The organism is Photobacterium lutimaris (assembly GCF_003025555.1).
Classification (GTDB): domain Bacteria; phylum Pseudomonadota; class Gammaproteobacteria; order Enterobacterales; family Vibrionaceae; genus Photobacterium; species Photobacterium lutimaris.
Genome location: NZ_PYMH01000011.1, coordinates 1 through 13,808 on the forward strand (window position 1 = coordinate 1; position 13,808 = coordinate 13,808).

10 protein-coding genes and 1 tRNA gene are annotated in these 13,808 nt (G+C 52.5%); 8 read left to right on the top strand and 3 right to left on the bottom strand.

The window, feature by feature from the left end:
* Nucleotides 1-47: 47 nt before the first annotated feature.
* The 3 genes from C9I99_RS19400 (at nt 48) to mepA (ending at nt 2,350) form a co-directional block, all read left to right on the top strand.
* Nucleotides 48-124, top strand: a tRNA-Asp gene (locus C9I99_RS19400).
* A gap of 315 nt (nt 125-439) precedes the next feature.
* Nucleotides 440-1,420 (top strand): sugar-binding transcriptional regulator, encoded by a 981-nt coding sequence (locus C9I99_RS19405; RefSeq protein WP_107350491.1) that lies wholly within the window; start codon nt 440-442, stop codon nt 1,418-1,420.
* An 87-nt stretch (nt 1,421-1,507) separates the two neighbouring features.
* Nucleotides 1,508-2,350 (top strand): penicillin-insensitive murein endopeptidase, encoded by an 843-nt coding sequence (gene mepA / locus C9I99_RS19410; RefSeq protein ID WP_107350492.1) that lies wholly within the window; start codon nt 1,508-1,510, stop codon nt 2,348-2,350.
* Between the two features lie 46 nt (nt 2,351-2,396).
* Here the strand turns inward: mepA and C9I99_RS19415 are convergent, their stop codons facing one another.
* The 3 genes from C9I99_RS19415 to rdgC all read right to left on the bottom strand — a co-directional run bounded on the left by C9I99_RS19415 (nt 2,397) and on the right by rdgC (nt 5,211).
* Nucleotides 2,397-2,651 carry a YfhL family 4Fe-4S dicluster ferredoxin gene (locus C9I99_RS19415; protein WP_107350493.1) on the bottom strand — a complete coding sequence of 85 codons (255 nt, stop codon included), beginning with the start codon at nt 2,649-2,651 and terminating at the stop codon, nt 2,397-2,399.
* A gap of 5 nt (nt 2,652-2,656) precedes the next feature.
* Nucleotides 2,657-4,048, bottom strand: a complete 1,392-nt coding sequence (gene trhP / locus C9I99_RS19420; RefSeq protein ID WP_107350494.1) for a prephenate-dependent tRNA uridine(34) hydroxylase TrhP — start codon at nt 4,046-4,048, stop codon at nt 2,657-2,659.
* 251 nt (nt 4,049-4,299) lie between these two features.
* On the bottom strand, nt 4,300-5,211 hold the full coding sequence (rdgC, locus tag C9I99_RS19430) for a recombination-associated protein RdgC (protein WP_208113437.1): 912 nt from the start codon (nt 5,209-5,211) through the stop codon (nt 4,300-4,302).
* 153 nt (nt 5,212-5,364) lie between these two features.
* Here rdgC and C9I99_RS19435 point away from each other — a divergent pair, with 153 nt between their 5' ends.
* The 5 genes from C9I99_RS19435 to C9I99_RS19455 all read left to right on the top strand — a co-directional run bounded on the left by C9I99_RS19435 (nt 5,365) and on the right by C9I99_RS19455 (nt 13,803).
* On the top strand, nt 5,365-6,639 hold the full coding sequence (locus C9I99_RS19435; protein ID WP_107350496.1) for an exonuclease SbcCD subunit D C-terminal domain-containing protein: 1,275 nt from the start codon (nt 5,365-5,367) through the stop codon (nt 6,637-6,639).
* Complete coding sequence (locus C9I99_RS19440; protein WP_107350497.1) at nt 6,636-10,463, top strand: AAA family ATPase; 3,828 nt, start codon at nt 6,636-6,638, stop codon at nt 10,461-10,463. The genes C9I99_RS19435 and C9I99_RS19440 overlap by 4 nt, the downstream gene beginning before the upstream one ends.
* Before the next feature lie 200 nt (nt 10,464-10,663).
* Nucleotides 10,664-11,353: a phosphate regulon transcriptional regulator PhoB gene (phoB, locus tag C9I99_RS19445; RefSeq protein WP_107350498.1), complete on the top strand. Its 690-nt coding sequence runs from the start codon at nt 10,664-10,666 to the stop codon at nt 11,351-11,353.
* A 57-nt stretch (nt 11,354-11,410) separates the two neighbouring features.
* The gene (gene phoR, locus C9I99_RS19450; RefSeq protein ID WP_107350499.1) at nt 11,411-12,715 is read left to right on the top strand and encodes a phosphate regulon sensor histidine kinase PhoR; all 1,305 of its coding nucleotides are present in this window, start codon (nt 11,411-11,413) and stop codon (nt 12,713-12,715) included.
* Nucleotides 12,716-12,807: 92 nt separating this feature from the next.
* Nucleotides 12,808-13,803, top strand: coding sequence for a PstS family phosphate ABC transporter substrate-binding protein (locus tag C9I99_RS19455; protein ID WP_107350500.1), 996 nt, complete (start codon nt 12,808-12,810; stop codon nt 13,801-13,803).
* Nucleotides 13,804-13,808 lie beyond the last annotated feature (5 nt).

Genomic DNA, 13,808 nt, shown 5'->3' on the forward strand with positions numbered 1-13,808 from the left:
AAACAAAGCATAAATAGTAAGACTTTGTTTGGCACACAGAATAGTGTGGAGCGGTAGTTCAGTTGGTTAGAATACCGGCCTGTCACGCCGGGGGTCGCGGGTTCGAGTCCCGTCCGCTCCGCCACTTATTAAGAAGCCTCGCTAGAAATAGCGGGGCTTTTTTGCATCTGACGGATAGGTTCGCCTTGCAGGCGAATGAGTCCCGCTGGAGCGCCAGCCCGGCCGCTCCGCCACTTTATTTACAAGGGTTCGCCCTTCGGTCGAATGAGTCCCGCTTGAACGCAAGCCCGGCCGTTCCGCCACTTATACTAAGCCCAAGCAGGACTAAGGCGTAAAGTCTCATTTCGGTGGGCTGTCTGGGGTTGGTACTCGCTGTCTTTTCCGATAACGGCTAAAATAGCCCTTTAGTTTAAACCCTCTTTGTAACAAAGGTATGGCCATGACAGCGCCCCAGAATGACACCTCCCACGTTGACAGCGACAAGCTTACCGAGATAGCCATCGCTTATTATCAGGATGGGGCAACGCAGGAAGAAATTTCCAAGATGTTCGGGATGTCGAGAGCCAAAGTCGGCCGCTTGCTCCGCCGTGCCAGGGATGAGGGAGTGGTAGAAATTACCGTGAAGTATCACCCTGTGTTCAGTGAGAAGCTGGAGCAGCAGCTGGTTGAGCGCTTCAACTTGAAGCGCGCGTTGATTGCCCTTGATCAGCCTGATGATGAAAGCCAGCGCCAGCAAGTGGCTAGCTTGGTATCGAGTTACCTGTCCTCGATATTGACCGATGATATGGTGGTGACCGTGGGGCAGGGGCGCAACATTGCCTCAATTGCGAGTCATGTGGGGGTGGTTCCCCACCGTAAGTGCCGCTTTGTTTCGGGTATTGGTGGTACCCATCGCTCAGGTAATGCGATTAATGCTGACCATATCTGCCGTTTGTTGGCAAAGAAGTACGATGGGATCAGTGAAACTCTCTATGCACCGGCTTACGTGGAAGATATTACGGTAAGGGAAGCCTTCATGAAAAATGGTACGGTGAAGGAGACCCTTGACCGCGCTCGCCGAGCTGATGTGGCCTTGGTCGGTGTCGGGGATATGAATGAAAACAGTCATATGGTTAAGCTTGGCTGGTTTACCCCGCAGGAAATTGTCGAGGCGAGGATCCGCAAAGGCGTGGTTGGCGATATAGCTGGCTACGACTTTTTCGATAGCCAAGGCCGACGTGCCGATACCATGATGAGCGACAGGGTGATTGGGCTCAGTATGGAGGAGCTCAGGCATATACCGACCGTGGTGGTAACGGCTGCGGAGAACAGCAAGGCGTTGGCTCTGCTCGGCGCATTGCGCTCTGGTGTTGTCGATGTGTTGGCAACCAGCGTCAGTAATGCCCTGACCATATTGAATTTGGATCAGCAAATGAAATAATGATCAAGCTGCCTGCGGGCAGCTTTTTTGTTGCTTGCTATGCTCAAAGGTATGTTGTTAAAAAAGTGACAAAAGGAGCAGGTAGGCATGAGGTGTTTTTTTGCCCTGTTGTTGGGGATGACATTGGGTATGCCGGTCGTTGCCAGTCCATGGGAAAAAGTGAAAGCACCGACATTGGGTCAGTCGGAGTCTATCGGTACTTACAATAATGGTTGTTTGGCTGGGGCTGAACCTCTGCCATTGGCGGGAGATGGCTATCAGGTGATGCGCTCCCAGCGGGGGCGGTTTTATGGTCATGAGTCGATGATCCGCTTCCTGCATGATCTGTCGAAGAGTGTCCATCAGCTAGAGCTTGGCCAATTGTTGGTCGGCGATATTGCGATGCCACGTGGCGGCCGTTTTTCGTCAGGCCATGCCAGTCACCAGACCGGGCTCGACGCGGATATTTGGCTCAAGCTCGGTGAGCGTCCGCTTAACGAGGCAGAGTTGATTGATGTCCAGCCGTTACCGATGGTGCACATCAAGCAGTACAAGATCAACAAGAAAAACTGGAGCGATAAGCAAGCGTTGATGGTGCAGTTGGCAGCCGCCGACAAGCGCGTCGCACGGATATTTGTCCATCCGGTGATCAAAGAGCAGTTATGCCAGCGGGAGTGGACCGACCGGGTATGGCTGCAAAAAGTCAGGCCGTGGTGGGGGCATTATTACCATTTCCATGTCCGGCTCCATTGCCCTGATGGTGACAGTAACTGCAAACCCCAATCTTCACCGCCGGCAGGAGATGGATGCGGCGCGGAGCTTGTTTCTTGGAAACCAAAGCCAAAGGGGAAGAAAGAAAAAGTCGCTAAGGTGAAGAAAAAACCTAAACCGAAGCTTGTCCCGCCGGCACAATGCTTGGCTTTACTGCGCACACCGGTTGAGACTAATTAGCCTGAATGCTGATACAAAAAAAAAGCGCCCTACGGCGCTTTTTTTGTTAAGCCAATCCCTGCAGGGTGACAAATTTCTCGAACAGAGCCTCGTCTGTTTCGACGTTGTCAGGATCGGTAATGATACAGTTGGTGATAGGACATACCGACTGGCAAGTTGGCTTGTCGTAGTGTCCTTTACACTCGGTGCATTTGTCCGGGTCGATTTCGTAGATTTCGGCCCCCATGACGATCGCCTCGTTTGGACACTCGGGATCACACATGTCACAGTTTATGCACTTTTTGGTGATCAATAACGCCATGGCGATTATTTACCGTCTTTAGGTGCGTGTGGGTTACGGGTGTTCTCACCTGAGTTTAGGTTACGCATTAGCAAACCGTACTCTAGATCCATGTCTTGCGGGACAGGGATGAACACGAAGTGGCCGTTACCTTTGGCATCGTCAATCACTTCAGACTTGCGGTTCTCCATCGCTTCAAGGGTGAAGATCACGTTGCCCTGCGGGGTCATGACTTCTAGGCTGTCACCAACGATGAATTTGTTCTTCACTTCGACTTCGGCCAAGTCACCACGGCGTTTGCCGGTGAATTCACCCACGAACTGTTGGCTGTCAGAAATTGAGTAGCCATAGTCATAGTTCTGGTAAGCATCGTGTGTGTGGCGGCGCAGGAAGCCTTCGGTGTAACCGCGGTGAGCCAGGCTCTCCAGGGTACCCATCAAGCTTTCGTCAAATGGCTTGCCGGCAACCGCGTCATCAATCGCTTTACGGTAAACCTGCGCAGTACGTGCACAGTAGTAGAATGATTTAGTACGGCCTTCGATTTTCAGTGAGTGAACACCCATCTTGGTCAAACGCTCAACGTGCTGGATCGCGCGCAGATCTTTCGAGTTCATGATGTAGGTGCCGTGCTCGTCTTCGAACGCTGCCATTTTTTCTTCTGGACGGTGCGCTTCACTTAACAGTACGACTTCGTCAGTAGGCTTGCCAAGACCAAGCGTATTGTCTGGGCGCTCTTCGGCTTCTTGTACTTGAACCGCGGCATTTTGTACTTCGACAATCTGACCGGCATCGTTTTCAGTAGCTTTCTCAGTCTTGTATTCCCAGCGGCAAGCATTGGTACACGTACCCTGGTTAGGGTCACGCTTGTTGATGTAGCCAGATAGCAAACAACGGCCAGAGTATGCCATGCATAGCGCGCCGTGAACGAAAATTTCCAGCTCGGTTTCCGGGCAGTGTTCACGGATCTCTTCGATTTCTTCTAGAGAAAGCTCACGAGAAAGGATGACACGCTCGACGCCTTGGGTTGACCAGAACTTCACCGTTGCCCAGTTAACAGCATTAGCCTGAACGGATAGGTGGATCGGCATCTCTGGGAAGTTTTCGCGAACCATCATGATAAGGCCAGGATCTGACATGATAAGTGCGTCAGGGCCCATTTCCACGATAGGTTTCAAATCGCGGATGAAGGTTTTCAGTTTGGAGTTATGTGGCTGAATGTTACATACCACGTAAAGCTTTTTGCCTTGAGCATGAGCTTCGTCGATACCGATTTTCAGGTTCTCGTGGTTGAACTCGTTGTTACGAACACGAAGGCTGTAACGTGGTTGGCCGGCATAGACAGCATCTGCACCATAGGCGAATGCGTAACGCATGTTCTTCAGGCTGCCCGCAGGCGATAACAATTCAGGTTTAAACATAGCTCTTATATTCCAGTGTCTGATTGCAAATCAGGCCGTATCGCAGGGGGATACGGAGTTGAGGCGGGATTTTACTGTGATCTACCCCTCAATAGCAATGCTAACCCTGTAAACAGGGGGAAGTATTCATTGTTTGCTGGTGTAAACAGGCAAGAAAAGAGAGAGCGTGACAAGCTGGAGGAAAGGTTAAGCACAGCAAAGGAAAAGGGTGGCACCAAGATGCTTAGTGCCACGATACTCAATACCGCCTGTTAGGCTTTGGCTTCAAGGCCGCCAAGCACTTCGAACAGGTTCGGTAGGAAAGCAGAAAATTCACCAGCCATCAGAGAAAGATCGGCATCAATACGCACAGCCATCTCGTCACGGTCGATGTCTTCATTTTGATCTTTCAGCTCGTCAGAGAACTTCAGGCGCTTTATCGACAGGTCGTCACCCAGGACGAAATCAATGCGGTCCTGCCAGTTGATAGACAACTTGGTCACCAGCTTATCGGCTTCGATGTGGGCCATGATTTCATCGCTCGACAAGTCCTGCTGCTTACAGCGGATCACTCCACCGTCTTCCAAAATTGCTTTTAGTTCGGCTTCCTCACCGATAGTGAAACCGTCTGGAGAAGTGTTTGAACGAACCCACTCGGTCATGGTCAGCTCTGCAGGCTTCTCTGGGGTTACCGGAATAACAGGCAGACTACCGATAGATTTACGCAGCAGTGCCAGCATATCCTCGGCTTTTTTGAAGCTACCTGCATCAACCAAGACATAGCCTTCTTTTGGCATAATCAGCGCGTAGGTTTGGCTCTTGCGGCTGAAGGCGCGAGGTAGCAGATCCATCACGATTTCATCTTTGATGGTGTCTTTTTCGCTTTTCTTCAGCTTGCGGCCTTGTTCAAGCTCTTGGGCTTCCACCTTCTCATTCAGTGTTTCTTTGATCACTGACGCTGGCAGCATTTTTTCTTCTTTTCGCGCACAAATCAGGATGTTGTCACCAATCACATGGGTGAACATATCGCCGTGCTTACCCAGAGCATGAACCCAACCAAATTTTTGCTGATCCTGGCTACCACAAGGGGTGAACCGGAATTCTTCAAGCTGCTTTTCCAGTTGGTCAGGATTGAGGTCGATCTCGCGGCTGAAGCGATAGGTAAGTACGTTTTTAAACCACATCATGGCTGTTACAAATCCTTGGTTGTGCATTTGGCTGTCAATCTTATTGCATTGGTTGGCTTTTGTCTTAAGTTTTCGTGCTCTGCTGCTTGGGCTAATCATAAAGTGCGGTACAATCTTGAACAGTTTTTCCAGAACGGCATATCGACAGCAATGAAGATCCTCCATACCTCCGATTGGCATCTGGGTCACCAGCTGCACGGCTACAACCGCGATTTTGAGCATCAGGCATTTCTTGACTGGTTGGCGCAAACCCTTGAGCAAGAGCAGGTCGATGCCCTGCTGGTTGCGGGTGATATTTTTGATACCGCCAACCCTCCGGCGAGTGCCTGGCGAATGCTGTACCGCTTCTTGGCACGGATGGCGAAAAGTATGCCAGCCTTGAACGTGGTGATGATTGGTGGCAACCACGACTCGCCAAGTAAACTCGATGCCCCGCATGAGCTACTTAAGGCGTTTGACTTACATATCGTGGGTGGTGTTCATCGCCTGCCTGATGGAGAGCTGGATACCGAGCGGATGCTGGTCCCGTTGACCAACAAGGCGGGTGAGCAAGCCGCGTGGGTGTTGGCGGTGCCTTTCTTGCGCAGTGCCGACCTTCGCACCGAAGAGTTGGATGAAGATGATGACCGCCTGATTAAAGGCGTCGAAACCCTGTATGGCGAGGTGAGCGATGCCGCACGTCGGTTACAGCAACCGGATCAAGCCTTGATCGGAATGGGTCACGCTTACATGGCATCGGGCAAATTGTCGGAGATGTCTGAACGCCGGGTACTCGGTGGTAACCAACATGCCTTGCCGGCCACTATTTTTGCCGACGATATTCACTATGTCGCGCTGGGGCATTTGCACCTGGCGCAGATGGTGACCAAACAGGACCACATTCGCTACAGCGGCTCGCCGTTACCGCTGTCGATGTCTGAACGCCGCTATAAGCACCAAGTCGTATTGGTTGACTTCGACGGTCAGCAGGTCACGTCAATTGAGCCGTTATTGATCCCCCGTGTGGTTGATATGCTCAAAGTGCCGGCTAAGCCTGCCTCGTTGGACGTGGTGTTGGCGGAACTTGAGGCGTTGGAAGTTGAAGACGTACCGCTTGAGCAGCAATCTTTCTTGGAAGTGCATGTGCTGCTTGATAAGCCTCAGGCGTTACTGCGTGAAAAAGTCATGCTGGCGATTGAAGGCAAAGCGGTACGCTTAGCCAAAATCACCCCGCACTATCAGCAGCAAGAGCAGCGGGATGGCTTGAACCACCGTCGTTTATCGGAGGTATCCCCTGAGCAAGTGTTTGCGCTGAGTTGGGCGAAAAAATATAACGGAGAGCCGGATGCGGCGATGGCAACGGCTTTTGAGCAGCTATTGATTCAGGTTGAGGATGAGGCGGGTAATGATCGTGATAGCGCGTCACGTGAGGGAGAAAAACAATGAAAATTCTAGCCTTACGTGGTGAAAACTTGGCGAGCCTGCAGAGCCATTTTGAGATTGATTTTGCGGGGGGACGGCTAGGTGAAGCTGGCCTGTTTGCCATTACCGGTAAAACCGGAGCCGGGAAATCGACCCTGCTTGATGCCATTTGCCTTGCCCTGTACGACCGTATACCCCGGTTGCAATCCAACAAGAAAAACGATGCCGAAATTGGCCGTGACGGTGACAGCAGCCGGATCAAAGCCAACGATGTGCGTAGCATTTTATCGCGCGGTAAAGCTGAGGCTTACACGGAAGTCGACTTTGTCGCCAATGACGGTAGCCATTGGCGGGCACATTGGCATGTCCGTCGTGCGCGGGGCCGGGCAGAAGGCCGCGTACAGGCTGCTGAGCAGTGGTTGGAAAATATTGATACCGGCCAACGTTTTGCAGGCAAAAAGCAAGAGCTTCAAGCCGAAATAGAGCGTTTGATTGGTTTGACCTTCGAGCAGTTTCGTCGTGCTGTCATGCTCCCGCAAGGAGAATTTGCGGCCTTCCTCAAAGCGGGCGCGGATGATCGTGCCGCTTTACTGGAGCGCATGACCGGAGGGGAAATTTACGGCCAACTCTCGGTTGCCGCGTATGAACGTGCCCGCGAAGAGAAGCTAGCCTTAACGCAGTTGCAAGACAAGCTGGGCGATATTGCGTTGCTCTCTGATGAAGAAAAGCATGCTTTGCTGAGCCAGGTGGCAACCTTGAAACAGCAGGTGGAGCGGCTCGATAGCCAGCTGCAAGCGTTCAAGCAGCATAAGCAGACATTGCAGACGGCGACCATGTTGGCGGCACGTGTCGAACAGGCGCAAAGCCAGTCTGCCGAAGCGAGCCAGCAAAAAGCCGAAGCGGCGCCACGTTATACGCAATTGACCCTGATTGAGCAGGTACAGCCCGCTCAGCGCGATTATTCATTGTTGAATCAAGCGCAGACACAGCTCAAAAAAGTCACTGATAGCTTAACGGCTGCGATAGCGGCATTGGCGACAAAAACCCAGGGCCATCAGATAGCTGAGCAGCAGATGGTGGCAGCGAGAAGTGCGCTCAAAGACGTGGAACAACAGTGGCAGGCTGTTGAGCCTAAGTTAAAAGATGCTGCCAAGTGGGACCAGAAAATATCGGGGTTACACGATCAGTGGCGTGAGCTCGACGGGCAATGCCAGCAGCATCGTCATACCCAGCAAGAACAGCAGCAGCTCGTGACGAAGCTGCAACACGCGCAACAGCGCTACCAGCAGCAAGTCGAACAGTTACAGGTCTATTTTACGCAGCATCCCGATGTAAAACGTTTGGCTGAGCAGGCCTCATCAGTCGAAGACAATGTGAAACGCTATCTTGCCGCGCACCGGACCAATGGTGATTTGCGTAAAGAGCAGCAACAGATCGGACATGAATTACAGGTTCATGCCCAGGCTAAAGTCACGCTGGATCAACAGGCTAAAGATCTGCAACAGCAGCTGCAGGCGTGCGAGGCACAACGCCAGAGTCTTGATGTCGTGGCCCTGGAAGTACAGCAGACCCAAGAGCGGGTACATTACGCAGACAAGCAACAGTGGCGTGATACCTTGCGCCAAGGCATCTCTGGTGCGAAAGAATGGCAATCGCTTCTGACTCAGCAAGGTAAGGCCCACAGGGAATGGCAAGACACCACCCAACGTGTTGCTGATGCTACGCAGCGTTTGGCTACCTTGGTACCACAGCTTGCAACCTTGTCGATACAGCACCAAGAAGCCGAAGGCATGCTGCAGCAAAGCCGTGCAGTGATGCAGCTTGACGACTACCGAGACGAATTAAAAGACGGCGAAGCCTGTCCATTGTGTGGCTCGCTTGAACACCCCTATGCCACCGACAATCCGGTGGTGGAAGGCCTGTTGCAGACCCAGCAAATGCGAGTGACAGAGTTAGCGGCGCAGAAGCAGGCAACGGAAGCACTCATTACCCAACTGCAGCAGCTTCAGACAACCGAGCAGCCTCGATTGTTAGCACTAGAAGCTGAGTGCCAGTCACTGGATCTGCAGATTGCGCAGCTCTACCAGCAATACGAGCCGGCCTTTGCCACCCTATGCCAGACCGTGGTTTCGGAGCAAACCGCTTCGGCGTTAACGGTTGAAGCGGATCTGGCTGAGTTGGCAGCGCTGCTGGAACAGTGGCAAGCGGATGTTGCACAGATGGATGTTGCCTTGAAGCAGCTGCAACAAGCCGGTGAAGATCGTCAGCGCCGTATTGATCAAGGGCGCCAGCTGGAGCGACAGTGGCAGCAGTTACAACAGGCCCAGAGCCAGCTTGCCGAACAGCTGCATGGCCATGTCCAAAAAACGACACAGTGGCAATCCCGCCAGCAGTCGCTAGAGCAGCAGCAAGCAACTCAAACGGAGATCTTGACGGCGCGCGCAGAGGCACTGAATGGCCAGTATGGTAATGATGCGTGGTTAGTGCAGCTGAAAAGTGTCGGGGAAGAAGCTTTCTTTACCCAGCTCCATACCCAGATCCAGCAGTTTTCGGCCAATCAAACCGCACTGGCTGAGGCAGAAAAACAGCTGGGGCTGTTGGCACCGCAACTGGCTGAAGCACAAACGGCGCTGCGTAATACGGAGCAGCGTAGTATCGAAATCACGGCGGCAATGACGTTGCTGACCAAGGAGAAAGCACAACTGTGGCAGCAACGTGTCGCCCTCATTGGCGAGCAGGATCTTCCGGCGGTTGAAAACCTGCATAAGCAGGCCATTCATAACCAGCAGCTAGCCTTGGATCATGCCCAGCAACAGCAGCGCCAATCGGGTGAAGCCATGGCGGCGGCAGATGCCGCCTTGAAAGCGATGCAACAACAGCATGGTGATGCCACGCAGGCGTTAATTGAGCAGCAAGCGCAGTGGACGCAATGGCTGACGCAGTTTGATCTGACCGATGAGGCACTGACAGCCTTACTGGCTCACAACGAAGGATGGCTAGCGCAAGAGCGTGAAGCCCTGAAGCAGCTGGAGCAAGCGCTGGCCGCGGCGAACACGGTATTGTCCGAGAGAGAGCTGGCTGTGGTCGAACATCACCCGGTGTTGGCTATCGCCCAGCAATGGCTGACTGCACATAGCATCGATATTGATGATTGCGGCATTCAACCAGATCAGAGTGACGTGGCAGAGCCTGTTGCCTCACCGATTGTTTCGGGGTGGGAAACGGAGAAGGCAGCGTTGGATGAGCAAATCTTCCAAGGCCGACAGCGTCTGGCGCAGGCTGAGCAAGCCGAGCAGCAGTCGGGGGCGCTGACCGAGCAACTCAAAGGCCAGCAAGCTACTACCGAGCTGTGGCTCCAGATGAATGAGCTGATCGGCTCGGCGACGGGCAATAAGTTTCGTACCTTGGCACAGGGGTTGACCCTGCAGCAACTGGTGGTGCTGGCCAATGAACATTTACATGATTTGGCACCGCGCTATGCCTTGCAACCTGTTCCGGGCAGCCCGTTGGCGCTCCAGGTAATTGACCATGATATGGGCGATGAAGTGCGTAGCGTGGAGTCGTTATCCGGCGGTGAAAGCTTCCTGGTGTCACTGGCTCTCGCACTGGCACTGGCGTCACTGGCGGCAGATACCCGCCAGCTTGGCTCGCTGTTTATTGATGAAGGGTTCGGTACCCTCGATCCTGATAGTCTGGAAATGGCACTGGCCTGCTTGGATGCCTTGCAGGCCGATGGGCGTCAGATCGGGGTTATTTCCCATGTCGGGACTCTGGTTGAACGTATTGGTGTACAGGTTGCTGTGGAGGCGCAAGGAGGAGGCCGGAGCCAGATCACAGTGAGGGGTTGATGCGTGGGCCGTTTGCTTATTGAACGTGAAGCAGTCCTAATCATGTTTTTTATCAATATGTTGCAGTTAGGTGCTACTAAGTGCTATATGACAGTATGATATACGTTCAGCTACGTATTTCTCCATGAAAGTCACAAAAGTGTCATACTAAACACACATAATGGCGCTCGAAAGACAGCAATTAATAGGTATTGACTACGATGGTAAGACGGATTCTTGTTGTAGAGGATGAAGCTCCAATTCGCGAGATGCTTTGCTTCGTTCTTGAGCAGAAGGGATATCAGGCTGTTGAAGCCGAAGATTATGACATGGCGCTTGAGAAACTGTGCGAACCTTATCCCGAGCTGATTTTGCTCGATTGGATGTTGCCAGGTGGTTCAGGAATTAATCTTATCAAGCACTTGAAGCGTGATGAAATGACTCGTCAGATCCCGGTTGTCATGTTGACAGCCCGTGGCGAGGAAGAAGATAAGGTACGTGGTCTGGAAGTAGGTGCGGATGATTACATCACCAAACCATTTTCACCCAAAGAGTTGATGGCACGCCTGAAGGCGGTAATGCGCCGCGTTTCACCGACATCTCTTGATGACGTGATTGACGTTCAGGGCCTGAAGCTTGACCCGGTATCCCACCGCGTGACCTCTAACGAACAGCCATTGGATATGGGGCCAACCGAGTTCAAGATGCTTCACTTCTTCATGACTCACCAAGAGCGTGTATACAGCCGCGAGCAGCTGCTGAACAACGTTTGGGGTACCAACGTGTATGTTGAAGACCGAACCGTTGATGTTCACATCCGTCGTTTGCGTAAGGCATTAGAGACTGGCGGTCACGATAAATTGGTTCAGACGGTGCGTGGAGCGGGTTACCGTTTCTCGACCCGAGTTTAGTTTTAGTCGTAACAATTAAGCAGGCGCACTGCGGGTAACGTGGTGACGGAGTTATAAATGGTAGAGCGGCTTTCGTGGAAAAAGTTAGTCTGGGAACTACTCTTTTTCTACTTGCCTTGGATCGCACTGGGGTGGGTATTTGGTTATATGCCCTGGTTTTTGCTGGTCGCAACATGGATCCAGTTGATTTGGCATTTTCATAATTTGCTGAAGATGTCCAACTGGTTATGGAAAGAGCGGAGTCTGACGCCTCCTTCGGGATCGGGCAGCTGGGAGCCTCTTTTCAATGGTATTTACCGTTTGCAGCAACGTAACCGGCGTCGTCGCAAAGAGCTGGCAACCTTGATCCGCCGCTTTAGAAACGGTGCGGAATCCCTTCCTGATGCTGTTGTTGTCTTTCGCAGCGAAGGGAACATTGTGTGGTGCAACAAGCTTGCCCAGCACCTGCTTGGTTTTCGTTGGCCGGATGATGCCGGCCAACCGATCAGTAACTTGCTCCGGAGCCCGGATTTCGTCCGTTACCTGAGCAAGCAATCTTTTGAGGTTCCGCTCGAAATTACATCGCCATTCAACTACGACCGTACTCTTGAACTACGGATCATGCACTACACCGAAGGGGAATACCTGATGGTGGTGCGGGATGTTTCTCAGGTGAAGCAGCTTGAAGGTATGCGCCGCAATTTCTTTGCTAACGTATCTCACGAGCTGAGAACACCAATGACCGTGCTACAAGGCTATCTGGAAATGTCGAAAGATCCAGACATGCTGGTGGGCCCGATGTGGGATAAAGCTCATGGGGTGATGACCGAGCAGCTGACCCGGATGAATTCCTTGGTTGAGCAGCTGTTGACCTTGTCGAAGATCGAGGCGGCACCGAACATCGAACTCGAAGAGACCATTGATGTTCCGGCAATGCTGGATGTATTGGAAAAAGAGGCCATTTCGCTCAGCGGCGGTAAAGAGCAGCTGTTTACCTTTGAAGTGGATCCTTCGCTCAAAGTCTTGGGTGATGAAGACCAACTGCGCAGTGCGATTTCCAACTTGGTCTACAATGCGGTTAAGCATACGCCGCCGGATGCGGAAGTGAAGGTGCGTTGGTTCCTGACGTCGGCAGGTCCGAGACTGGAAGTCACTGACCAAGGGCAGGGTATCGAGCCGCAGCATATACACCGTCTGACCGAGCGTTTCTACCGGGTTGATAAGGCACGGTCACGTGAAACCGGAGGAAGTGGATTAGGCTTGGCGATTGTTAAGCATGCCTTGAGCCACCATGATTCACACCTTGAGATCGAGAGTGAAGTGGATGTCGGCAGTACATTCGCATTTACTTTGCCACAGCGCTTGATTGCACACGCGGCATAAGTACAAAACACGCCGAATTGGCGGTGAAACATGATAAAGTATTCAGCGGCCTAAGGGCCGCTGTTGTCGTTTTATGGAGTTACAATAACCGAATGATTAACCGGATATGGCAAGCCATTAGCCGATGGCAGAAAATAGCAATCACTCTTGTTTTGTCTCTGTCTGCCCTTGTCGCAGCAGTCCCCGCTCATGCTGATCATAGCCCGTTGCCTCATTACGAAAAGGTGAAAGGGATCTCCGGTAATTTATCCTCGGTGGGTTCGGATACCTTTGCCAATTTGATGACCTACTGGTCGGAAGAATTCAAGCGCACCTATCCGAGTGTGAATATTCAGGTGCAGGCGGCAGGGTCGTCAACGGCACCGACTGCTTTGATTGAGGCAACCGCCCAGTTCGGGCCGATGAGCCGGCGGATGAAAGCGAGGGAAATCGCGGCCTTTGAACAGGAATACGGTTACAAGCCAACGGAGATCCGAGTTGCCATCGATGCGTTGGCAGTGTTTGTCAACGAGGATAATCCGTTGCAAGGACTCGACTTTACTCAACTTGATGCCATTTTTTCGCAAACCTTGCGCTGTGGCGGTAACCAATCGATCACCCGCTGGGGACAATTGGGGCTAACTGGCAGTTGGGAAACGCGGGGGATCCAGCTCTTCGGCCGAAACTCGGTCTCCGGCACCTATGGCTATTTCAAGCAAAAAGCCCTGTGCCAAGGGGACTTTCGCAATAACGTCAACGAGCAGCCGGGCTCGGCCTCGGTCGTACAGTCTGTATCGACATCGCTTAATTCTATCGGCTACTCAGGTGTGGGTTACCAGACCACCGGGATCCGTGCGCTACCCATCGCCCGCAAAGGGAGTGATTACATTGCCCCGACCATAGAGAACGCAGCCAGTGGCCGGTACCCATTAGCGCGTTATCTGTATGTCTATGTAAATAAACACCCAGAGCGGCCATTGCCGCCGCTTGAGAGTGAGTTTATTCGTTTTATTTTGTCGCACCAAGGTCAGGACTTGGTGAAGAAGGATGGTTATGTCCCCCTACCTGCCGAGGCCGTGCAGCAAACGCTGACTGAACTGGGGATGTAGTCGGT